A 21,436-nucleotide genomic window follows, 5' to 3' on the forward strand; every position below is an offset into this window, starting at 1 on the left:
CCTCCGCGATCCAGTCGGCAAACACGCGCACCTTCTGCGACAGATGCCGGTTGTGCGGATATACGATCGAAATCGGCTTCGGCTTCGGATTGCAGTCCGGCAGCATCTCGACCAGCGAGCCGTCGAGCAGGTGCGGCAGCACCATGAACAGCGTCGGCTGGATCATCCCGAACCCTTCGAGCCCGCACGTCACGTAGGCATCCGAATCGTTGACCGTGACGCTCCCGTTCATCCGCACCTCGAACGGCTTGCCGTCGATCATGAACACCCAAGGAATCGCCCGCGCACCGTGGCTCGATCGAAAATTCACCGCGTGGTGTTCGGCGAGATCGGCAATCTCGTGCGGCTCGCCGTAACGCGCGAGGTAATCGGGCGACGCGCAGGTCACGCGCTTCAGCATCCCGATGCGCCGCGCGACCATCGACGAATCCTCCAGCGGCCCGACCCGGATCATGCAGTCGATGCCCTCCTCGACCGGATCCACGTAGCGGTCGGAGAGCCCCAGTTCGAGCGTGATGTCCGGGTAGCGCTGCCGGAAAATCGACAGCGAAGGCAGCACGATGCGCCGCCCGAGCGAACTCGGCATGTGGACGCGCAACACGCCGCTCGGCTTGCGGTTGCCGGTCTGGAAACTCGCGTCGGCCTCCGCGATCTCCGAGATGATCTTCATGCAATGCTCGTAGTACGCCGCACCTTCCGGCGTCAGCGACAGCCTGCGCGTCGTGCGGTGCATCAGGCGCACGCCGAGCAGCGCCTCGAGGTTCTGGATGATGGTCGTCACCGACGCGCGCGGCATCGCGAGCGTGTCGGCGGCGCGCGTAAAGCTGTTCGCGTCGACCACGCGGGTAAAAACTTCCATTGCCTGGATTCGGTCCATGCTGCTCCCCCTTCGAATCGCCAACGGGACAGAATAGTGCGCGCGACCGGCGCGGCACAAGCCCCCACCTATTGTTCTCCGATCCTGAATAGTTTCGGCGTTTCGGACTGGAAAGCGATGGATTTCCGTTCAGTCAAAACGGCAATCGTTCCGGCCCCGATCATGGCCGCACGCGGTGCGTTACCGCACGAATCGTTCGCGATACCCCTGCGGCGACACGCCCAGCACGCGCACGAAGCAGCGCCGCAGCGTCTCCTCCGAGCCGAAGCCGCAGCGCGCGGCGATCCGCTTGACGGGCCATGCCGTTTCGCCGAGCAGGCGCTGCGCGGCCTCGACGCGGATCTGCTCGACCGCGCGCGCGGGCGTGCGGCCGGTTTCGGCGCGGTAGTGGCGCACGAAGCTGCGCTCGCTCATGCGCACACGCTCGGCCAGCGCCGGCACCGACAGGTCGGCCGCCAGGTGCTCGGCCATCCACGCATGCAGTTCGCCGAATCGATCGTCGGTGCGCTGCATCGACAGCATCGTGCTGAACTGCGCCTGTCCGCCCGGACGCTTCAGGAACACGACGAGCTCGCGCGCGACGTCGAGGGCGGTCGCCCGCCCGAGATCCTCCTCGACCAGCGCGAGCGCGAGATCGATGCCGGCCGTCACGCCGGCCGAGGTCCACAATGCGCCTTCACGGATGAAGATCGGATCGGATTCGACGCGCACGTTCGGATAGCGCGCCGCGAATTCGTCGCAGCGCGCCCAGTGCGTGACCGCACGCCGCCCGTCGAGCAGGCCGGCCTCGGCAAGCAGGAACGCGCCGGTGCAGACCGATGCCACGCGCCGTGTGCGTGCCGCCTGCTGCCGCACCCAGCGCACCAGCCGCGCATCCTTCGACGCCGCGTGCACGCCCTTGCCGCCGGCGACGATCAGCGTGTCGGGATGGCGCGCGGCCGAGCGCAGCGATTCCGCCATCACGACCAGGCCCGACGACGTCTCGACGGGGCCCGCCTCGGCCGCGATGACGCGCGGCGCATAGGGCGCAGGCTGGCCGCGCTCCAGCGCGAGTTCGTTGACGGACGCAAACACCTGCAGCGGCCCCGACACGTCGAGCAGTTGGGCACGAGGGAACGCGAGCACCAGGATCGAACGCGGGGCGGCGGGCATGGCGATTGGCTGAAAACGTGGGTGATATGGCAATTTCGCCAAACACTACGCGCCTAGAATCGATCTGTCCATCCCGTGCCGGCAACGGTACGTTCCCCTTCCAACCGGAGTCCTCGCATGTCCCTGCATATCGGCTTTCTCGTGTTTCCGGGCGTCCAGCAACTCGATCTCACCGGCCCGCACGACGTGCTCGCGTCGCTGCCCGACGCAACCGTCCATCTGGCCTGGAAGTCGCGCGACATTGTCGCGTCGAGCAGCGGGCTCGCGCTCGCGCCGACCTGCACGTTCGACGACTGCCCGCCGCTCGACGTGATCTGCATTCCGGGCGGGATCGGGATCAACGCGCTGCTGCTCGATGCGGAAACGATCGCGTTCGTGCAGCAGCGCGCGGCTGCGGCGCGCTACGTGACGTCGGTCTGCACGGGTGCGCTGCTGCTGGGCGTGGCCGGCCTGCTGCGCGGGCGGCGCGCGACGACGCACTGGGCGTTCCACTCGCTGCTCGAACCGCTCGGCGCGGTGCCGGTACGCGAGCGCGTGGTGCGCGACGGCAACCTGATCACGGGCGGCGGCGTCACGGCCGGCATCGACTTCGCACTGACGATCGCCGCGGAACTGGCTGGCGAAGAAGAAGCGCAGGCGATCCAGCTGCAACTCGAATACGCGCCCGCGCCGCCGTTCGACGCCGGTTCGCCCGATACCGCGCCGGCAGCGGTCGTGAAGCGCGTCACCGAACGTTCGGCGGCCGGCTTCGCGACGCGCAAGGCGACGATCGAACAGGCGCTGCGCGCGATGTCGCACTGACCGCGGACGCCGGGATATTCATGTGAAGACTGGAAGACAGGAAGACGGACGCGCATCCGCGCCGGAGAACCCATCGATGAACATCATCCGCAGCGCCACGTTCACCGCGGACCGCGCGTGGGGCGCGCTCGACATCGCGAACCTGAACGGCATCACGGTCCGCCTGCACTGGACCGACCAGCCGTATCGGTGGCACGTGAACGACGGCGAGGAAGTGTTCGCAGTGCTCGACGGTCGCGTCGAGATGCGCTATCGCGAAGCAGGCGTCGAGCGCGCGACGGTGCTTGAAACGGGTGACGTGTTCCACGCATCGGCCGGCACCGAGCACGTCGCGCATCCGCTCGGGGAAGCACGCATCCTCGTGATCGAAACCGAAGGCAGCGCCTGACGGCCGGCGGCCGGGTGTCGATGCCGCGCGGATGGCAGCCGCCTCCGCGCGGCGGGGTTTATCCGGTGATCGTCCCGGTAGCCTGCGACGCGATCAGCTTCGGCTGCGGCGTGCACAGGCACTGGCACAGGTCGTGTTCGAGCGCGACGACCTTTCCCATCACGGTCATCGTCCGCTCGCCGCCGTCGGACACGATCACGCCCGGCGACTTGCAGGCGGCGCAGAACACCGCTGCGCCGAGATACGCGAGTTCGCGTCCGTCGAACGACGAATTGGCGATCCCTTCGAGCACGACGCCGCCGTGGTCGGTCGTGTCGCCCTTCAGAATGAATTTGCGGCTCATGTTGTCGGTTCTTCCCTCGGAGATGCCGCGCAACGCGGCAGCATGGCCGCGCACGGGCAATCGGAATCCGCCCGTCGGTCGCGGGCGTTCCGCGAGCATATCACCGCTCGTCGCGGCCGCCTCCGTCAGAACTTGTGCCGCAGACCCACGCGCGCCTGGAACTGCCGGTCGTTCGCCGATGCGCCGGGGCCGTTGATCGCGGCGACTGCCGGGCGTCCGGTCGAGTCGGTACCCGACGCACGCTGGTAGACGGCGCTCAGGTACACGTCGGTGCGCTTCGACAGGAAGTAGTCGAGCCCCGCCGCGACCTGATGGTACGTCGCGCCGTCGCGGCCGTTCACACCGCCGCCGCGCGTGTAGTCGTACGCGACGCCGCCGAACAGGTAGGGCATGAACGTGTAGCGCAGGCTGGCCTCGACGTTGTTGAACACCGCATTGCCGGACACACCGCCGGGATTCGGCCCGGACGACAGGTCGCCGAGCCGGCGGAACGACGTGTTCGTATACATCGCGCCGAGCGTGACCGCGCCGATCGCATAGGTGCCGCCCGCCGCCGCGACCTGCAGCGTATGCGCAGATGCATAGCCTGAATACACCGGCGACAGCATGTTGTTGCCCGGCACGCCGCCCGTGACCGGTGCCGGGCTGCCCGTCGTGCCGAAGAACGACACGTTCGGGTTGCGCGCGTTCAGGTAGCCGGCCGCGACGACGAGCGGCCCGCGCGTATAGCCGGCCGTCGCCGACCACACCTGGTTGCGCGTCGCCGCGCCCGCGATGCCGCCCACGCCGACCATCGCCGCGAAGCGGAACCCGCCGTAGTCGTTGCTCGTGAACTTGATCGCGTTGTTGGTCGAGTTCGCGTTGTTCACGTTGTCGAGGTCGCCGGGGTGCGCAACCATGTAGCCGCCGAACAGCGCGGCTGCCTCGAGCGGCCCGAGGAAGTCGACGTTGGTGTCGTACTGGCGCCCGAGCGTGACGGTGCCGAACGGCCCGGACAGTCCGACGAACGCCTTCTTGCCGAAGATCAGCCCACCCTGCCCGAGCTTGCCCGTGCTCGGGTCGAAGCCGTTCTCCAGCGTGAAGACGGCCGTCATCCCGCCGCCGAGGTCCTCGACGCCGCGCAGCCCCCAGCGGCTCGCCTGCTGCACGCCGCCCAGCATCCGCCACGCTCGCTTGCCGCTCACCGTGCCGTTCGGGCCGGCCACCGCGAGGTTGCTCGTGTAGGTCAGCCCCTCGTCGATAATGCCGTACAGCGTCACGCTGCTCTGTGCGTGCGCCGCACCCGCGATCAGCGCGACGCCCGCGCCTGCCAACAGCCGTTGTTTCATCGGAAGGTCTCCATTGCGCGGGTCGAATGGCAAAACGCAGGCGTGCGCGTCCCCCGCAGGCGCGCGGCCTGCTCCGGTGCGAACCGGAACCAGTTGGATGTCAGGTGGGAAAGGCGGTCAGCGCATCGCGTCGGCGACGACGGCTGGCGGCACCCAGCGGCGGCCGGCCGCGACTTCGTATGCGTGGCCGAACTGCAGCACGCCCCAGTCGTCGCGGTAGCGGCCGACGATCTGCATGCCGATCGGCAGGCCGGCTGCACCGAAGCCGCACGGCACCGACAGGATCGGCGCCTCGGTCGACGACAGGTACCAGCACACACGCATCCAGTCGATGTACGAGGTGCTGGCGGCACCCGGCACGTGCGCGGGCGAGCGCAGGTCGACGTCGAACGGCATCACCTGCGTGGTCGGCAGCACGTAGAACGCGTAGCGCTGCATGAACGCGCGCATCCGCTCGAACAGGCGCGTCTTTCGCACGAACATGCGGCCGAGATCGGCGGCCGTCAGCGAGCGATGCAGCCGGTATTCGTCGTGAATCTCGGGCTTCAGCACCGCGCGCTGCGCGTCGTCCAGCCCGTCGACCAGCGTGCCGATCATCCACGCACGTTCGATGCGGAACACGTCCTCGGCTTCCGACAGATCGGGATCGTCGAATTCGACTTCGCAGCCGAGCGCCGCGAACACGCGCGCCTGCGCGTCCACCGCACGCGCGATCTCCGGATCGATCGGCACCCCGGGCAGGCCGCGCGACATCGCGATGCGCGTGCCGCGGAAGTCGCGTTCGAGCGGCTGCGCGAAGCGTGCGCCCGGTTCAGCGAGTTCGGTCGCGGTCTCGCCGCTCGGCCCGGCGATCGCGGACAACAGCAGCGCAGTGTCGGCCACGTCGCGCGCCATCGGCCCGTCGACACCGAGTGTCGTCCAGCCATTCAGGTCCGGCGCGCGCGGCACGCGCCCCGGCGACGGCCGCAATCCGACGACGTTGTTCCATGCGGCCGGATTGCGCAGCGAGCCGCCCATGTCGCTGCCGCACGCAAGCGGGTTCATCCCGCACGCGAGCGCGGCGGCCGCACCGCCGCTGCTGCCGCCCGCGGAACGTGTCGGGTCCCACGGGTTGCGCGTCGCGCCGAACACGTCGTTGAACGTATGCGACCCGGCGCCGAACTCGGGCGTGTTCGACTTGCCGATCATCAGCGCACCGGCGCTCGCGCAACGGCGCACGACGAGCGCGTCGTGCTGCGGCACGTGATCGGCGAACGAACGCGAGCCGTACGTGGTGCGCACGCCGCGTGTCGCGGTCAGATCCTTCTGCGACACCGGCAGCCCGTGCAACGGCCCCTGCCATTCACCGCGCATCCAGCGTGCATCGATGTCGCGCGCACGGGCGCGCAGCAGGTCGGGATCGACGACGGTCACGAGCGCGTTCACGCGCGGGTTGACCGTCGCGATCCGCGCGAGATGCGCGTCGAGCAGGTCGCATGCGCCGATCTCCCGCTTCTTCAGCAGGTCAAGCATCGTGCAGGCGGACAAGTCGCACAGGTCGCCGGCCATCACGTCGACGGACTGGGACGAAAACGAACGCGAAAGCGAAGCGGTGGCAGTCATACGGTTCCGGAAGCAAGCAGAAAGAGAGGACGCGGTATCGGGCGCAGTCGGTCACGCATCGCGATCGCTGCGATCCGACGCGAACGCAAGCGCGACGAGCGACAGCACGCCGCAGACGATCACGTACCACGCGGGCGCGGCCGGATTGCCGGTCGCGCCGATCATCCACGTGACGATGAACTGCGCGAAGCCGCCGAAGATCGACACGCCGCCCGCATACGCGATCGACAACGCAGTCGCACGCGTGCTCTTCGGAAACAGCTCGGCGAGGATCACACCGTTCGCGCCGGCGTTGATCGAGTGCAGCGCGGCGAGCAGCATCACGACCGCATACATCGTCGCGATCGATGGCACCGCGCGCATCAGCCAGAAGCCCGGCAGGATCAGCACGGTCAGCGCAATGCGCGACCACAGCGCGACACGCTTGCTGCCGGTGCGGTCCGACAGACGCCCGCCGATCGGCGCGGCGACGAACATCACGGCGCCGGACAGGATCCCGCACCACAGCGCGGTATCCATCGGCAGGTGCAGCACCTTGATCGCATACGTCGACATGTAATACAGCACGATGAAGTGCGCGGCCGTGCCGCCGATCACGAGGCCGAGCGCGGTCAGCACGGCCGCGCCGTCGCGCCGCAGCACGGTGCCGAGTACGGCCGACGAACGCCGCGCGGCCGCGGCCGGCGCGTGCTGTTCGATCCCGTTGAAGCGCGCGCGCAGGTAAAGGCCGACCGGCGCGATCAGCACACCGAGCAGGAACGGTACGCGCCAGCCCCACGATTCGAGCGAGGCCGCGTCGAGGAAATGCGACAGCAGGAAGCCCACGAACGAACCGGCGAGTGCCGCGGCGCCCTGGCTCGCGAATTGCCAGCTCGTGTAGTAGCCGCGCTCGCCGGCCGGCGCGCGCTCGGCGAGCAGCGACGTCGATACGCCCACCTCGCCGCCGGCCGAAAAGCCCTGCAGCAGCCGCGCGACGACCACCAGCACGGGGGCCATCATGCCGATCTGCGCATAGGTCGGCATCACGCCGATCATTCCGGTGCCGATCGCCATCGTGACGAGCGTGAGGTTCATCGCGGGCACGCGACCGAAGCGGTCGGCAACGAGCCCGATCACGACGCCGCCAACCGGCCGCGCGATGAAGCCGACACCGAAGGTCGCGACCGACATCAGCAATTGCTGCTGCGCGGATACCGCCGGAAAGAACAGTTTGCCGAGCAGCACCGCGAAGAAGCTGAACACGGTGAGATCGAAGAATTCAAGACCGTTGCCGATCGTGATCGCGACAATCAACTGACGATTGGACGGGGATGCGGCAACGTTGCCGACATGCCCGCAGACCATGCTGTCCGCTCGGGGCGCCTTCATGAAGGTTTGTCTCCGTACTGGTTGTGCGTATCGTGTGCGCGGCCCGTTCGACGGCCTGCGCATGCAGTCTAGGCATTCAAAAACTGCAGCCCGGAGCGACATTTTTCGATCGTGATAACGCATGGTTATCGCGCGCTTTGAATGCGGCGGCGCGGTGTAGGATGGGAATGTCGCCACTGCCGCCGCGCCCCGCCACGCCGTGAAACACCACCAGCTCCGGGCGCTCGCCGCCATCGCCGAACACGGCAGCCTGCGCGCGGCCGCACGCGCGATCCACCTGTCGCAGCCCGCACTGACGAAGGCGATCCGCGAACTCGAACTCGATCTCGGCGTGCCGCTCGTCACCCGCAATGCACGCGGAGCGCAACTCACGCGTTTCGGGCAGGCCGTCCATGCGCGGGCGCGGCTGATCCTCGCGGAGATGCAGCACGCGCGCGACGACGTGATCCAGTTGTCGGGAGGCAAGGAAGGCGCGCTCGCCTGCGCGCTGACGCCGCTGATGTCGCTCGGTTTCCTGCCGGCCGCGCTCGACGCATTCCGGCAGCGGATGCCGACGATCCGCCTCGACGTACGCGAAGGCTTTCTCGACACCGCGCTGCCGCGCCTGCGCGACGGCTCCCTCGACTTCGTGATCGCGATCGTCGACGCGACGCGGCTATCGCCGGAATTCGCGTTCCGGCCGCTGCTTGAATCGGAATTGATCCTGATGACGCGCGCGAGCAATCCGCTGCGTCACTGCACCTCGCTCGCGCAGTTGCAGGACGCGCAATGGGTGCTCAACACGTCGCCGGAAAGCATCGGCCGGCTGCTGCAGGACGTGTTCGTCGCGCACGGCTATCCGGCGCCGCAGCCGATCGTCGAATGCACGTCGTTCAGCGCGGCGTTTTCGCTGTCGGTGCATACCGACACCGTGTCCTGCGTGCCGCAGAGCTTCCTGGAGGTCGACTGGATTCGCGAGCGGATGGTCGCGATCGACATCGAGGAGACGATTCCGGCCGTGTCGGTCGGTGTGCTCACGCGCCGCGATGCGCTGAACACGCTTGCATGCGATTACCTGATCCACTGTTTCGTCGAGGCCGTACGCCGGCACGATCGCGCGACGCTGCTGTGGCGATAGCGGCGCGGCACGCGAGATGCAGCGCCGCTCAGACGAACAGCGCGATACACAGCGCGGCGCCGCACAGATACGTGCCGAGCGCGCCGACGAAACGCACGGGATTCGGATTGGCCATCGTCGGCCACGCAAGCAGGCCGATCACGATCAGGCAGCGGCACGCAGTCGCCGCGACGATCAGCGCCAGGATCGCGCGCGATGGCGCGTGTGTGCCGAAATAGAGAAACAGCACCGCGAGAAACGGCGCGTATTCCGCCGTGTTGCCGTGCGCGCGCACGATCTTGTGCAACCCGTTCGCCGGATCGGGCGCGCACCCGGAGCTGGTGGTGCACCGGAAGCGCGCGACGGACACGACGAGCCCGAGCCCGAACAGCAACAGCCCGAGAATGGCCGTGCAAACGAGCGCGACGGGATGGATCGGCATGGGACTCCCGGCAAAAGCGGAAATGCGCCGCATAGCCAATGATCGTACCCGTGACCGACACGCGCGACCATCACGGAAACCCGCAGCATCGCCGTGCGCCGGACACAATTTTACGGTCGGGTTCCGATCCCAATTGCCGCTCCGCCGCACCGCACGGAACCGGTGCATTGCCCGCCTGCCCTGCCGCCCGGGCCTGCCCGCCGACACGACGTGCCACGCAGCCTCTCGGCACGAAACCGGCAGACGTTACGCCGCGACGGCATGCACCACCGCAATGCAACGCGGGTGACAGCGCGTCGCAGGCACGCGCGTTGCGCCGACGCATCTCGGTAGTGAACGCCCTTGGCAGCCCGCTGCGGAGGACTACACTAATCCTTAATGGGGTGCGGCCGGAGCCCGCGCCTTCAGGGAGACGCCGCCATGAATCGGCCGCTGAATCGTATCCTGCCGCGCGTGACCGGTCCCGCATCGGTCTGGACGTGGGTCAAGTGGTCTTTGCTGGCCGCGCTGCTGATCGCCGTGGCGATCGTCGCGCGACTCGTGCAAAGCGAGATCGAAACGTCCCGGCTGCAGGCGCACTACCTGTCCGAGCTCACCCGCGATGTCGGCTACACGGTCGAGACGGGCCCGAGCGATCACATCCGCTTCCCCGCGAACGGCCCATACGACCAGCGCCTCGGCTACTCGATGATTCCGGCGTTTCAGGAGCGGCTGCTCGCGCGCGGCTTCGTCGTCAGCAAGCAGGCGCGCGATTCGCAGCGGATGCTGTCGCTCGGCGATCGCGGGCTGTTCCTCCCGTTCGACGAGAAAGACCAGGCGGGCCTGATGCTGTTCGACTCGACCGGCGCGCCGCTGTTCGCGACCGTGTTCCCGCAGCGCGTCTACGCGGACTTCGACCGGGTACCGCGCGTGGTGGTCGATTCGCTGCTGTTCATCGAGGATCGCTACCTGCTCGACGCGAACGAACCGAACCGCAACCCGGCGATCGACTGGGGGCGCTTCAGCCGCGCAGTCGCCGACCAGGCGCTGCACGTCGTCAACCGCCATCAGGCGCGCCCGGGCGGCAGCACGCTCGCGACGCAGATCGAGAAGTTCCGCCACTCGCCCGAGGGCCGCACCGCGACACCGCCCGAGAAGCTGCGGCAGATCGCGTCGGCGTCGGTGCGCGCGTACCTGAACGGCCCGCAGACGATGCTCGCGCGCCGCACCCTCGTCGTGCGCTACCTGAACTCGGTGCCGCTCGCCGCGCGGCCGCACATCGGCGAAATCACCGGTATCGGCGACGGTCTGGCCGCGTGGTACGGCCGCGACTTCAACGACGTGAACCGGATCCTGTCCGCGCCGACGACCGGCGACAACGTCGACGAACAGGGCAAGACGTTCCGCGAAGTGCTGTCGCTGATCATCGCGCAGCGCGCACCGTCGTACTTCCTCAACCGCGGCTACCCGGCGCTGCAGAAGCTGACCGACAGCTACCTGCGGCTGCTGTCGAACGGCGGCGTGATCTCGCCCGCGCTGCGCGACGCCGCGCTGAACGCGCAGATCGAACGCAGCGCGCCGCCGGCCGCGGCGCACGTGCAGTCGTTCGTGTCGCGCAAGGCGGTGACGTCCGCGCGCGCGTCGCTGTTGTCGGCGCTCGGCATCAGCGACCTGTACCAGCTCGACCAGTTCGACCTGCAGGCGACCAGCACGCTCGACAACGGCGTGCAGCAGGCCGTCGCCGAACGGCTCGCCCAGGCGTCGACGCGCGACGGGGCGCAGAAGGCCGGCCTGTACGGTTTCGAGATGCTCGCGCCGAAGGACGACCCGTCGCACCTCACGTACAGCTTCACGCTGTACGAACACCGCAACGGCGCGAACCTGCTGCGCGTGCAGACCGACAGCGTGAACGAGCCGTTCGACGTGAATCGCGGCGGCCGCATCAACCTCGGCTCGACCGCGAAACTGCGTACGCTGATCACCTACCTGCAGATCGTGTCCGACCTGCATGCGCGCTACGCGAACCTGTCGAACGCGGAGCTGGCGCGCGTGAAGCCCGACCCGATCGACGGGCTGTCGCACTGGGCGCTCGACTACCTGTCGCATACGCGCGACCGCTCGCTGCAGGCGATGCTCGACGCGGCCGTCGAACGCAAGTATTCGGCGAGCCCCGACGTGTTCTACACGGGCGGCGGCGCGCAGGTGTTCTCGAACTTCGAGAAGTCGGACAACGGCCGCATCCTGACGCTGCACACGGCGTTCGAGCATTCGGTCAACCTCGTGTTCGTGCGGCTGATGCGCGACATCGTCCACTACGAGACGCTGCAGGCGGCCGGCCCGTCATCGTCATGGCTCGGCGACCCCGAGCAGCGCCGGCATTACCTGCAGCAGTTCGTCGACGGCGAAAGCCAGGTCTACGTGAAGCGCTACTACACGCGCTATGCGGGCAAGGCGCCCGACGACGCGCTCGCGCTGATGCTGAAGGACGTGCGCAAATCGCCGCCGAAAATCGCGACGGTGTTGCGCAGCGTCGCGCCGAACGAATCGCTCGCGTGGTTCGACGCGCAGATGCGCATGCAACTGAAGGGCACGCCGGCCGCAACGCTGTCCGACGACGATCTCGCCAGGCTCTATGCGAAATACGCGATCGACCGCTTCAACCTCAACGATCGCGGCTACATCGCGAGTGTGCATCCGCTCGCGCTGTGGACGCTCAACTACCTGCGCGCGCATCCGGCGGCGTCGCTCGCCGACGTCCAGCGCGACAGCCGCGACGCACGTTTCTACACGTACTCGTGGCTGTACAAGACGCGCTACCACGCGACCCAGGACCGCCGCATCCGCCGCATGGTCGAGCTGCGCGCGTACGCGGAAATCACGAAGTCGTGGCGCGCGCTCGGCTACCCGTTCGCGGAAGTCACGCCGTCGTACGCGGCCGCGATCGGCGCATCGGGCGACCAGCCCGACGCACTCGCGAAGCTGATCGGCCTGATTGCGAACGGCGGCCGGAAGGCGCCGACCGAGACGATCACGCGGCTCGACTTCGCGAAAGGAACGCCGTACGAAACGCACTTCGAGCGCGCGGTCGCCCGGCCGCAGCCGATGCTGTCGCCGGAGATCGTCAACGTGGCGCACACGCTGCTGCGCGACGTCGTGCTCAACGGCACCGCGCGCCGCCTCGCGGGCGGCTTCACGCTGCCCGACGGCAAGACGCTCGACGTGTACGGCAAGACGGGCACGGGCGACCAGCGCTTCAACGTCTATGCGCGCGGCGCGCGGCTGATCGAGTCGCGCAAGGTGAACCGCAGTGGCACCTTCGTGTTCGTGCTCGGCGACCGGTTCTTCGGGGTCCTGACCGCAACGGCGCACGAGCCGTATGCGGCGCGCTACGACTTCACGAGCGCGATGGCCGTGCAGTTGCTGAAGTCGATGGCGCCGGCGCTCGCGCCGCTGATCGAGCGCCCGGCCGGCACGCGCGCCGCAGGCCCCGCCCCGCAGGCGGAAACGCCCGCGCCGGGCGCCGCGATCGCGCAACCGTCCTGACGGCCGCGCGCCGGTTCAGCGCCGGCGCACCGCTCAGTGCGAGCGGCCGTCGTAGTGCGTGACCGGCAGCGCATCGATATCGACATCCTCGAGACAGCGCACGTTGATCGCGGCCATCGCGGTGCCGTTCGGGTGGACGCCCTCGCCGAACGTGTGAATCCCGCAGCGCTTGCAGAAGCGGTGCTGGATCACGTGCTTGTTGAACATGTAGGTGGCGAGATGTTCGTCGGGCGTGAGGAGCGTCATGTGGTCGCGCGGCACGAACCACATCAGCGCGCCCTTGCGCCGGCAGATCGAGCAGTTGCACGCCATCACGCCCTGCAGGTCGCCTTCCGCCTCGAACTTCACGTCGCCGCAGTGACAGCTTCCGCGATAAAGCATGGTCGTCTCCCGGTGCGGCCCGTGCGCATCGACGGCGCCCCGGCGGAACACCGTTGGCCGGGCCGATCCAAGCGGGTACAGTAGCGCCCACATGCGCCGCACGCAATGTCCGTGCGGCGCCCGTCCCGACCCTGTCCAACCCAAGGAAAACCGTCATGCTCGAACTGCGCCCCGGCTGCGAATGCTGCGACAAGGACCTGCCGCCCGATTCGGCCGATGCACGCATCTGTACGTTCGAATGCACGTTCTGCGCGACCTGTGCCGACGACGTGCTGAAGGGCCGCTGCCCGAACTGCGGCGGCGACCTGGTCGCGCGCCCGCGGCGGCCGGCGAGCCTGCTCGCGAAGTACCCGGCGTCCACCGAACGCATCCACAAGCCGGGCGGCTGCGCGAACGCCTGACGGCGCCGCACGGCCCCGCCCCTCCCGTCACGACATCTCGATCCGTGCGCGCGTCACCGCGAGCAGCGCGGCCATCGCGCGGCGCGCACCGTCCTCGTCGCGCACGCGGATCGCATCGCTGACGGCCGTATGCTCGGCGAGCGACGCGTTGTACACGTCCGCACGGCGCGCATTCAGATGCAGTTGCGCTTCGAGCGTCCGATCGATCAACGTGCCGAGCGGCACCAGCAGTTCGTTGCCGCCGGCCTCGAGCACGCTCAGGTGAAAGCGCAGGTCGGCGCGCACCCATTCGTCGACGTTGCGCGCGGCGGCCATCGCGCGCGCCGCGCCGTCGATCGCGTCGAACGTCTCCGGCGTATGCATGCGTGCGGCAAGCGCGGCCGCGTACGGCTCGACCATCTCGCGCATTTCCTGCAGCTTCAGCGCAAACGCGACCGGCGGCGCGACCCGCGCGTACCAGTCGAGCAGGTCGGCGTCGAGCAGGTTCCATACGCCGCGCGGCCGCACGCGCGTGCCGATCTTCGGCCGCGACTCGACGAGCCCCTTCGACGTGAGCGTACGCAGCGCCTCGCGCATCACCGTGCGGCTCACGCCGTACATCACCATCAGGTCGGGCTCCCTCGGCAACAGCGACTCGGGCGGGTAGTCGCCGCGCAGGATCGCCGTGGCGAGCCGGAAGGCCGTCTGTCCATGCAGGTCGCGTCGAATGATCGTTCTCCGTTATGCCGGTACCCGGGCGTGCCGGCTGCCCACTATCTGCACAATAGTGCTATTAATACTATTTTTTATCGGGCTGCGCTAGGATAACCGCGAAAACATGCGACCGCGCGCCGCGCCCGACTGTCCGCGCCGGTCAACCCTGGAGACTCGCACCGTGAAAATCACCCGCCTCGAAACCTTCGTCGTCCCGCCGCGCTGGCTGTTCCTCAAGATCGAAACCGACGAAGGGATCGTCGGCTGGGGCGAACCGGTCGTCGAGGGTCGCGCGCACACGGTCGAGGCGGCCGTGCACGAACTCGCCGACTATCTGGTCGGCCGCGATCCGCTGCTGATCGAGGATCACTGGCAGGTGATGTACCGCGCCGGCTTCTACCGCGGCGGCCCGATCACGATGAGCGCGATCGCGGGCGTCGACCAGGCGTTGTGGGACATCAAGGGCAAGCATCACGGCGTGCCCGTGCACGCGCTGCTCGGCGGCCAGGTGCGCGACCGCATCAAGGTGTATTCGTGGATCGGCGGCGACCGCCCGAGCGACGTCGCGAACAATGCGCGCGCGGTGGTCGAGCGCGGCTTCAAGGCCGTGAAGATGAACGGCTCCGAGGAGCTGCAGATCGTCGACACCTACGACAAGGTCGAGCAGGTGATCGCGAACGTCGCGGCGGTGCGCGACGCGGTCGGCCCGCACGTCGGGATCGGCGTCGACTTCCACGGCCGCGTGCACAAGCCGATGGCGAAGGTGCTCGCGAAGGAGCTCGACCCGTACAAGCTGATGTTCATCGAGGAGCCGGTGCTGTCGGAGAATGCCGAGGCGCTGCGCGACATCGTCAACCAGACCAATACGCCGATCGCGCTCGGCGAGCGGCTCTACTCGCGCTGGGATTTCAAGCACATCCTCGCGGGCGGCTACGTCGACATCATCCAGCCGGACGCGTCGCACGCGGGCGGCATCACCGAGTGCCGCAAGATCGCGACGCTCGCGGAGAGCTACGACGTCGCGCTCGCGCTGCACTGTCCGCTTGGGCCGATCGCGCTCGCCGCGTGCCTGCAGCTCGACGCGGTCAGCTACAACGCGTTCATCCAGGAGCAGAGCCTCGGCATCCACTACAACCAGGGCAACGACCTGCTCGACTACCTGCGCAACCCCGAGGTGTTCCGCTACGAGGACGGCTTCGTCGCAATCCCGCAGGGCCCGGGGCTCGGCATCGACGTGAACGAGGAGAAAGTGCGCGAGATGGCGAAGACGGGGCACCGCTGGCGCAACCCGGTGTGGCGTCACGAGGACGGCAGCGTCGCCGAGTGGTGAGCGCGATGCACGGCGTGCGGCTTCGGCCCGCGCAGTAGGTATCGATTCGAAAACGGCTGCCCGACAGGCAGCCGTTTTTGCATGCGCGGTGCGACACCGGGCATGTGCCGGGTGCGCGACGGCGGCCTTGCACCGCGCCGCGCGAGCGCTGCCGTCAGCCGAGTGCCGCGAACCCCGGCACGCTGAACGACAGCACGGCGGCTGCGACGAACACGCCGATCATCGTCAGCGCTTCGAGATGCAGGATGTTGCGGAACGTGTACGCATCCTCGGTCGATGCGGTGCGGCGCAGGCGCGGCAGCGCCGCGAAGCGGTTCAGGCCGCCGAGCACGAGCGCGAGCGCGACGAGCAGCAGCTTCAGCAGCAACACGCGCCCCCACGTGCTGCCGTCGAGCGGTGCGAGCGAACCGCCGAGCCCGCGGATCGCATTGAGCGCGCCGGTGCCGAGCACGAAGACGAGCGCGATGATCGACGTGCGCGAAAGATGCTGGCCGATGCGGATCAGCGCACCACGCGCGACCGACGAACCAAGCGCCGGCAGCACCGCGAGCCCGCCCGCGAGCACGAGGCCGCCCCACACGGCCGTCGCGAGCAGATGCAGCGTCTGCACGCCGACCGCCGCGGACAGCGCGCCCGTATCGGCCGCATGGCCGAGCGACGCCTTGCCGGCCGCGACCACGATCACCGCGAGCCAAAGCACCGCGTGTGCGACCGGGCCCTCCGGCTTCGCCAGCGCGACGATCGCGAGCACCACGGCGCCGGCGAACGCGACGCTCCATGCGAAGCCCGTATGCGTCTGCGTCAGCATCACCGGAATGGCGGCGAACGCGCCGCCGAGCCCCGCCCCGCTCATCGTCGCGGCCTCGTAGACGAGCCAGCCGAGATCCGCGAGCACCAGCGCCAGCGCCGCCGCGACCAGCGAATGTTGCGCGCGCAGCCACGCGGGATGCGACGGCGCGATGACCGGACGCGCACCGTCCTTGCCGAGCCATGCCTTGAGCAGCGCCGAGCCGACCGCCATCGCGAACGCCGCGTCCATCAGCGCCGCGAGCGCAACCTGACCGATCCACAAGCTGTCGAACTTCATCGCGCACACCCTCCCGAAAGCGGCAGGCCGACGAAGTGGCGGCAACGGGATGGACAGCGTGAGGAAGGCAACGGCACGGTAGAAAACGTCATCGATGAATCCGGAAACGGGAGAAATGACTGGACCTGCGGCGGAGGCGGCGCCGCGCGACCCGCGAGTGTACGGTCTTCGATGGTGAAAACGCACGCCGGTTCACACCGACGCGTCGCAATGCGCGTCAAATTGTCGCAAGTCGCAAACGGACAGGAACCGATGTCGTTCTGTCAAATAGCCGTCATTACCCATCGATGATAGAATGCCGCGTCGCAGCAGCCCGGCTGCCCTGCCGTCATGCGCCGAGCCGATCGTAGCCCGGACAACAGGTCCCCGTCGAATAAACATGGAGTCTCGTGTGTCTTCAAGACGCCTCTTCCGTCCGCTGCTCGCCGTTCTGATGTTCGGCGGCGCGGGCCTTATGAGCGCTGCCCAAGCGCAGACCAAGCCCACGGAGCAAGCGCACGCCCAGCAGGCGCCGCTCAAGGCACCCGATACCATGGCCGAGCGCGTGCGCGGCTGTACGGCTTGCCATGGCGTCCATGGCCAGGGCACGGACAACGACTACTTCCCGCGTCTTGCCGGCAAGCCGGCCGAGTACCTGTACAACCAGCTCGTCAACTTCCGTGACGGCCGGCGCAAGTACCCGCCGATGAACTACCTGCTGACGTACCTGAACGACGACTACCTGCGTGAAATGGCCGAGCACTTCTCGGCCGAACGCCCGCCGTACCCGGCGCCGGCGAAGCCGACGCTGCCGGCCGCGACGCTCGCGCGCGGCAAGCAGCTCGTCACGCAGGGCGACCCGTCCCGCAAGCTGCCGGCCTGCGTGGCCTGCCACGGCGCGACGCTGACCGGCATGCAGCCGGCGATCCCGGGTCTCGTCGGCCTGCACGCCGATTACCTGAGCGCGCAGATCGGTGCATGGCGTTCGGGCAACCGTCACGCGAAGGCGCCTGACTGCATGCATGACGTCGCTTCGAAGCTTTCCGACGAAGACGTGACGGCCGTGACCGCATGGCTTGCCGCGCAACCGGCGCCCGCCAACCCCGTGCCGGCTCCGGCGCGTTCGATGAAGACTCCGCTCGCCTGCGGCAGCGAACCGCAATAAGGCAAGGGAGACAGACACAATGAAACGCAAGTCCCTGTTTGCACTCTCGGCCGTCGCGATCATCGCGGCTGCCGCCCTCGTGCCGGTCCTGTGGCCGGGCAACGACACGCTGCACGGCGCCTCCGCCGTCGCGGCCACGCCGGCCGACCAGGCCGCGCTGATCAAGAAGGGCGAGTACCTCGCGCGCGTCGGCGACTGTATCGCGTGCCACACCGTGCGCGGCGGCAAGTCGTTCGCGGGCGGCCTGCCGATGGCGACGCCGTTCGGCACGATGTACACGCCGAACATCACGCCGGACGACAAGGACGGCATCGGCAAGTGGACGTCGGACGACTTCTACCGCGCGATGCACACCGGTCGTTCGAAGGACGGCAGCCTGCTCTATCCGGGCTTCCCGTTCGCGAGCTACACGAAGGTCACGCGTGCGGATTCGGACGCGATCTACGCGTACCTGCGCTCGGTCGCGCCGGTGTCGGTGCCGAGCCGTCCGCATGAACTGAAGTTCCCGTTCAACAACCGCAACCTGCTGATCGGCTGGCGCACGCTGTTCTTCAAGGAAGGCGAATACAAGCCGGATCCGACCAAGTCGGTCGAATGGAACCGCGGCGCGTACCTCGTCGAAGGCCTCGGCCACTGCTCGATGTGCCACACGTCGATCAACATGATGGGCGGCCCGGTGACCTCGTCGGCGTTCGCAGGCGGCCTGATCCCGCTGCAGAACTGGTATGCGCCGTCGCTGACGAACGACAAGGAACTCGGCCTCGGCGACTGGCACGTGCAGGAGCTGTCCGACCTGCTGCAGGCCGGCGTGTCGCAGAAGGGTGCGGTATTCGGCCCGATGGCGGACGTGGTCCACAACAGCCTGCAGTACATGACCGACGAAGATACGCGCGCGATGTCGACGTACCTGAAGTCGATCCCGCAGAAGGCTGAAGCGCCGAAGAACATGCAGTACGAGCCGTCGAAGCAGTTCGGCAACGCGCTGTTCGAGCAGGGCAAGAAGATCTACGCGGACAACTGCGCGACCTGCCACGCCGAAAACGGCGCAGGCAAGCCGCCGGCGTATCCGCCGCTCGCGGGCAACCACTCGATCATGATGGAATCGGCAGTCAACCCGATCCGCATGGTGCTGAACGGTGGCTATCCGCCGAGCACGTTCAAGAATCCGCGTCCGTACGGGATGCCGCCGTTCGCACAGTCGCTGTCGAACCAGGAGGTTGCGGCGGTCGTCACGTATATCCGGGTGTCGTGGGGTAACAACGGTACGCCGATCTCACCGCAACAGGTGAGCGACCTGCGTTCCGCGCCGCTCGACTAAGAAGCGGCTGACACACACGGGGCGCGGCTGCGGGAAACCGCGGCCGCGCCCTTTTGCATTTTGCATTTTGCGATGTCACCTCCCGCGCGGGCCGCGCGAGACGTCGCTGATCATAAAACTGAAGAGTGGTATCTATGTCTTTCGAATCTCTCGGCTTGGCCGAACCGCTGGTCAAGGCGGTCAACGAACTCGGCTACACGTCGCCGACCCCGATCCAGCAACAGGCGATCCCGGCCGTCCTCGGTGGCGGCGACCTGCTCGCCGGCGCGCAGACGGGCACCGGCAAGACCGCCGGCTTCACGCTGCCGATCCTGCAACGCCTGCATACGTTCTACGCGGAACATCGCGGCGCGAAGCGCGCCGTGCGCGCGCTGATCCTCACGCCGACTCGCGAACTCGCCGCCCAGGTCGAGGAAAGCGTCCGTGCGTACAGCAAGTACGTGAAGCTGCGCTCGACCGTGATGTTCGGCGGCGTCAGCATCAATCCGCAGATCGATGCGCTCAAGCGCGGTGTCGACATCGTCGTCGCGACGCCGGGCCGCCTGCTCGATCACATGCAGCAGAAGACGATCGACCTGTCGGACCTCGACATCCTCGTGCTCGACGAAGCCGACCGGATGCTCGACATGGGTTTCATCCACGACATCAAGCGCGTGCTCGCGAAGCTGCCGCCGCAGCGCCAGAACCTGCTGTTCTCGGCCACGTTCTCCGACGAGATCAAGGCGCTCGCCGACAGCCTGCTCGACTCGCCCGCGCTGATCGAGGTCGCACGCCGCAACACGACCGCCGAAAGCGTCGCGCAGAAGATCCACCCGGTCGACCGCGACCGCAAGCGCGAACTGCTCACGCACCTGATCCGCGAACACAACTGGTTCCAGGTGCTCGTGTTCACGCGCACGAAGCACGGCGCGAACCGGCTCGCCGAGCAACTGACGAAGGACGGCATCAGCGCGATGGCGATCCACGGCAACAAGAGCCAGTCGGCCCGCACGCGCGCGCTGGCGGAGTTCAAGAACAGCACGCTGCAGGTGCTCGTCGCGACCGATATCGCCGCGCGCGGGATCGACATCGACCAGCTGCCGCACGTCGTCAACTTCGACCTGCCGAACGTGCCGGAAGACTACGTGCACCGGATCGGCCGCACGGGCCGCGCGGGTGCGACCGGCGAAGCCGTGTCGCTCGTGTGCGTCGACGAGAAGCAGCTGCTGCGCGACATCGAGCGGCTGATCAAGCGCGAGATTCCGCAGGAAGTGATCGCGGGCTTCGAACCTGATCCGAACGCGAAGCCGGAGCCGATCCAGCAGCGTCGCGGGCAGCAGCAGCCGCGCGGCGGTGGCGGTGGCGGTGGCGGTGGTGGCGGCAATCGCCAGCCGCGCGCAGGCGGCTCAGGCCAGCCGGCCGCGAAACGCGACGGCAATGCGCAACCGAAGGCCTCCCAGCAGAAGGCTGCGAAGCCGCGCACGCAAGGCCAAGGCGGCGCCGGCGGCAACGGCGGGCGTCCGGCCGGTGGCGGCAACAGCGCACGCCCGGCAAACGGCAATGCCGCGCACGCGAACCGCAACCGCTCGTCGCGCAGCGGCCAGCGCGGTCACTGAAGCCGTGCGGCTGCGCGCCGCAGGTGCTCGACCTGGCGTTGCCAGCGCGCGAGCACCTCGGTGCGCTCCCCTTCCAGCGTGAACGTGACGCCTGTCGCGAGACGCGCATAGCCGACCCGCTGCGCATCGCCGTGCGCGATCGTCGCAGCGAATCCGGCCAGTCCGCCGAAGTCTCCCTCGAGCGGCTCCATCCTCAATTGCGCCTGAAAGAACGCGCCGTCCGCGACGAGCGTCAACGCGGCCGACCGCCGTTGCGCGATCGCGCGCGCCGCACGCGATTGCGGCCAGAGCGCCAGCAGCAGCGTGCGCGCATCGTGTGCATAGATTTCGCCGACGCCGAGCAGCGTCGTGCGCAATTGACCATCGTCGGTCGCGACGATCAGCGAGGCGGCGATGTCGGCATGATGCTCGAGCGCGGTACCGTCGAACAACGAGACGACGGCCGGCGGCCACGCGTCGAACGTCCATTGTTCGAGCGCGTGGCGATGGGTGTCGGTCATGATGGCGTGGCCCCGGTAGATGAGCGGATGAAGAGCCGCAGCATACGCGCGTCGGGCCGCGCTGCGGC

20 protein-coding genes are annotated in these 21,436 nt (G+C 68.2%); 9 read left to right on the forward strand and 11 right to left on the reverse strand.

What is annotated here, in order from left to right:
* Both FFS49_RS23235 and FFS49_RS23240 read right to left on the reverse strand, forming a co-directional pair.
* Positions 1-877: LysR family transcriptional regulator (locus FFS49_RS23235; protein ID WP_137951020.1), on the reverse strand; the 877-nt coding region annotated here is incomplete at its 3' end.
* A 180-nt stretch (positions 878-1,057) separates the two neighbouring features.
* Positions 1,058-2,029, reverse strand: a complete 972-nt coding sequence (locus FFS49_RS23240) for a GlxA family transcriptional regulator (protein WP_071335031.1) — start codon at positions 2,027-2,029, stop codon at positions 1,058-1,060.
* Between the two features lie 117 nt (positions 2,030-2,146).
* On the opposite strand from FFS49_RS23240, the gene FFS49_RS23245 reads away from it, so the two are divergent.
* Positions 2,147-2,830, forward strand: a complete 684-nt coding sequence (locus FFS49_RS23245) for a DJ-1/PfpI family protein (RefSeq protein ID WP_105819013.1) — start codon at positions 2,147-2,149, stop codon at positions 2,828-2,830.
* A gap of 76 nt (positions 2,831-2,906) precedes the next feature.
* Positions 2,907-3,218, forward strand: a complete 312-nt coding sequence (locus FFS49_RS23250; protein WP_046544491.1) for a cupin domain-containing protein — start codon at positions 2,907-2,909, stop codon at positions 3,216-3,218.
* Between the two features lie 58 nt (positions 3,219-3,276).
* On the opposite strand, the gene FFS49_RS23255 is transcribed toward FFS49_RS23250, so the two are convergent.
* The 4 genes from FFS49_RS23255 to FFS49_RS23270 all read right to left on the reverse strand — a co-directional run bounded on the left by FFS49_RS23255 (position 3,277) and on the right by FFS49_RS23270 (position 7,859).
* Positions 3,277-3,561: a PAAR domain-containing protein gene (locus FFS49_RS23255; RefSeq protein ID WP_039359956.1), complete on the reverse strand. Its 285-nt coding sequence runs from the start codon at positions 3,559-3,561 to the stop codon at positions 3,277-3,279.
* A gap of 125 nt (positions 3,562-3,686) precedes the next feature.
* Entirely contained in the window at positions 3,687-4,889 is a 1,203-nt protein-coding gene (locus FFS49_RS23260) for a porin (protein ID WP_105819014.1), read from the reverse strand.
* A gap of 117 nt (positions 4,890-5,006) precedes the next feature.
* Entirely contained in the window at positions 5,007-6,491 is a 1,485-nt protein-coding gene (locus tag FFS49_RS23265; protein WP_224755816.1) for an amidase, read from the reverse strand.
* A 51-nt stretch (positions 6,492-6,542) separates the two neighbouring features.
* Complete coding sequence (locus FFS49_RS23270) at positions 6,543-7,859, reverse strand: MFS transporter (protein WP_105819015.1); 1,317 nt, start codon at positions 7,857-7,859, stop codon at positions 6,543-6,545.
* Between the two features lie 199 nt (positions 7,860-8,058).
* Between FFS49_RS23270 and FFS49_RS23275 the strand changes: the two genes are divergently transcribed.
* The gene (locus tag FFS49_RS23275; protein ID WP_039359964.1) at positions 8,059-8,976 is read left to right on the forward strand and encodes a LysR substrate-binding domain-containing protein; all 918 of its coding nucleotides are present in this window, start codon (positions 8,059-8,061) and stop codon (positions 8,974-8,976) included.
* 28 nt (positions 8,977-9,004) lie between these two features.
* Here the strand turns inward: FFS49_RS23275 and FFS49_RS23280 are convergent, their stop codons facing one another.
* On the reverse strand, positions 9,005-9,397 hold the full coding sequence (locus FFS49_RS23280) for an MAPEG family protein (RefSeq protein ID WP_071335036.1): 393 nt from the start codon (positions 9,395-9,397) through the stop codon (positions 9,005-9,007).
* A 420-nt stretch (positions 9,398-9,817) separates the two neighbouring features.
* Here FFS49_RS23280 and FFS49_RS23285 point away from each other — a divergent pair, with 420 nt between their 5' ends.
* Positions 9,818-12,919 (forward strand): transglycosylase domain-containing protein, encoded by a 3,102-nt coding sequence (locus FFS49_RS23285; protein ID WP_105819016.1) that lies wholly within the window; start codon positions 9,818-9,820, stop codon positions 12,917-12,919.
* Between the two features lie 33 nt (positions 12,920-12,952).
* Here FFS49_RS23285 and FFS49_RS23290 read toward each other — a convergent pair whose 3' ends face one another.
* Complete coding sequence (locus FFS49_RS23290) at positions 12,953-13,300, reverse strand: GFA family protein (protein ID WP_105819017.1); 348 nt, start codon at positions 13,298-13,300, stop codon at positions 12,953-12,955.
* A 155-nt stretch (positions 13,301-13,455) separates the two neighbouring features.
* Between FFS49_RS23290 and FFS49_RS23295 the strand changes: the two genes are divergently transcribed.
* Positions 13,456-13,701: a DUF1272 domain-containing protein gene (locus FFS49_RS23295; RefSeq protein WP_039359973.1), complete on the forward strand. Its 246-nt coding sequence runs from the start codon at positions 13,456-13,458 to the stop codon at positions 13,699-13,701.
* Positions 13,702-13,728: 27 nt separating this feature from the next.
* Here the strand turns inward: FFS49_RS23295 and FFS49_RS23300 are convergent, their stop codons facing one another.
* Positions 13,729-14,412 (reverse strand): FCD domain-containing protein, encoded by a 684-nt coding sequence (locus FFS49_RS23300; RefSeq protein WP_083417777.1) that lies wholly within the window; start codon positions 14,410-14,412, stop codon positions 13,729-13,731.
* A gap of 163 nt (positions 14,413-14,575) precedes the next feature.
* Here FFS49_RS23300 and dgoD point away from each other — a divergent pair, with 163 nt between their 5' ends.
* Entirely contained in the window at positions 14,576-15,724 is a 1,149-nt protein-coding gene (dgoD, locus tag FFS49_RS23305) for a galactonate dehydratase (RefSeq protein WP_039359979.1), read from the forward strand.
* A gap of 154 nt (positions 15,725-15,878) precedes the next feature.
* Here dgoD and FFS49_RS23310 read toward each other — a convergent pair whose 3' ends face one another.
* On the reverse strand, positions 15,879-16,811 hold the full coding sequence (locus tag FFS49_RS23310; RefSeq protein ID WP_039359982.1) for a CopD family protein: 933 nt from the start codon (positions 16,809-16,811) through the stop codon (positions 15,879-15,881).
* A 379-nt stretch (positions 16,812-17,190) separates the two neighbouring features.
* Between FFS49_RS23310 and FFS49_RS23315 the strand changes: the two genes are divergently transcribed.
* The 3 genes from FFS49_RS23315 to FFS49_RS23325 all read left to right on the forward strand — a co-directional run bounded on the left by FFS49_RS23315 (position 17,191) and on the right by FFS49_RS23325 (position 20,868).
* On the forward strand, positions 17,191-17,955 hold the full coding sequence (locus FFS49_RS23315; RefSeq protein ID WP_039359984.1) for a c-type cytochrome: 765 nt from the start codon (positions 17,191-17,193) through the stop codon (positions 17,953-17,955).
* A 19-nt stretch (positions 17,956-17,974) separates the two neighbouring features.
* Entirely contained in the window at positions 17,975-19,273 is a 1,299-nt protein-coding gene (locus FFS49_RS23320) for a cytochrome c (protein WP_039359987.1), read from the forward strand.
* 134 nt (positions 19,274-19,407) lie between these two features.
* A complete protein-coding gene (locus FFS49_RS23325) occupies positions 19,408-20,868 on the forward strand; it encodes a DEAD/DEAH box helicase (protein WP_105819018.1) in 1,461 nt (486 codons plus the stop codon).
* On the opposite strand, the gene FFS49_RS23330 is transcribed toward FFS49_RS23325, so the two are convergent.
* Positions 20,862-21,368: a hypothetical protein gene (locus FFS49_RS23330; RefSeq protein WP_105819019.1), complete on the reverse strand. Its 507-nt coding sequence runs from the start codon at positions 21,366-21,368 to the stop codon at positions 20,862-20,864. The genes FFS49_RS23325 and FFS49_RS23330 overlap by 7 nt on opposite strands.
* Positions 21,369-21,436: the final 68 nt, after the last annotated feature.

The sequence above is a fragment of the Burkholderia sp. 4NA327C6 genome (assembly GCF_005502655.1).
Lineage (GTDB): Bacteria > Pseudomonadota > Gammaproteobacteria > Burkholderiales > Burkholderiaceae > Burkholderia > Burkholderia contaminans.

Coding starts and splice junctions, on each gene's coding strand:
- FFS49_RS23240 (WP_071335031.1), bottom strand. CDS start 2,029: ATGCCCGCCGCCCCGCGTTCGATCCTGGTGCTCGCGTTCCCTCGTGCC.
- FFS49_RS23245 (WP_105819013.1), top strand. CDS start 2,147: ATGTCCCTGCATATCGGCTTTCTCGTGTTTCCGGGCGTCCAGCAACTC.
- FFS49_RS23250 (WP_046544491.1), top strand. CDS start 2,907: ATGAACATCATCCGCAGCGCCACGTTCACCGCGGACCGCGCGTGGGGC.
- FFS49_RS23255 (WP_039359956.1), bottom strand. CDS start 3,561: ATGAGCCGCAAATTCATTCTGAAGGGCGACACGACCGACCACGGCGGC.
- FFS49_RS23260 (WP_105819014.1), bottom strand. CDS start 4,889: ATGAAACAACGGCTGTTGGCAGGCGCGGGCGTCGCGCTGATCGCGGGT.
- FFS49_RS23265 (WP_224755816.1), bottom strand. CDS start 6,491: ATGACTGCCACCGCTTCGCTTTCGCGTTCGTTTTCGTCCCAGTCCGTC.
- FFS49_RS23270 (WP_105819015.1), bottom strand. CDS start 7,859: ATGAAGGCGCCCCGAGCGGACAGCATGGTCTGCGGGCATGTCGGCAAC.
- FFS49_RS23280 (WP_071335036.1), bottom strand. CDS start 9,397: ATGCCGATCCATCCCGTCGCGCTCGTTTGCACGGCCATTCTCGGGCTG.
- FFS49_RS23285 (WP_105819016.1), top strand. CDS start 9,818: ATGAATCGGCCGCTGAATCGTATCCTGCCGCGCGTGACCGGTCCCGCA.
- FFS49_RS23290 (WP_105819017.1), bottom strand. CDS start 13,300: ATGCTTTATCGCGGAAGCTGTCACTGCGGCGACGTGAAGTTCGAGGCG.
- FFS49_RS23295 (WP_039359973.1), top strand. CDS start 13,456: ATGCTCGAACTGCGCCCCGGCTGCGAATGCTGCGACAAGGACCTGCCG.
- FFS49_RS23310 (WP_039359982.1), bottom strand. CDS start 16,811: ATGAAGTTCGACAGCTTGTGGATCGGTCAGGTTGCGCTCGCGGCGCTG.
- FFS49_RS23315 (WP_039359984.1), top strand. CDS start 17,191: ATGGAGTCTCGTGTGTCTTCAAGACGCCTCTTCCGTCCGCTGCTCGCC.
- FFS49_RS23320 (WP_039359987.1), top strand. CDS start 17,975: ATGAAACGCAAGTCCCTGTTTGCACTCTCGGCCGTCGCGATCATCGCG.
- FFS49_RS23325 (WP_105819018.1), top strand. CDS start 19,408: ATGTCTTTCGAATCTCTCGGCTTGGCCGAACCGCTGGTCAAGGCGGTC.
- FFS49_RS23330 (WP_105819019.1), bottom strand. CDS start 21,368: ATGACCGACACCCATCGCCACGCGCTCGAACAATGGACGTTCGACGCG.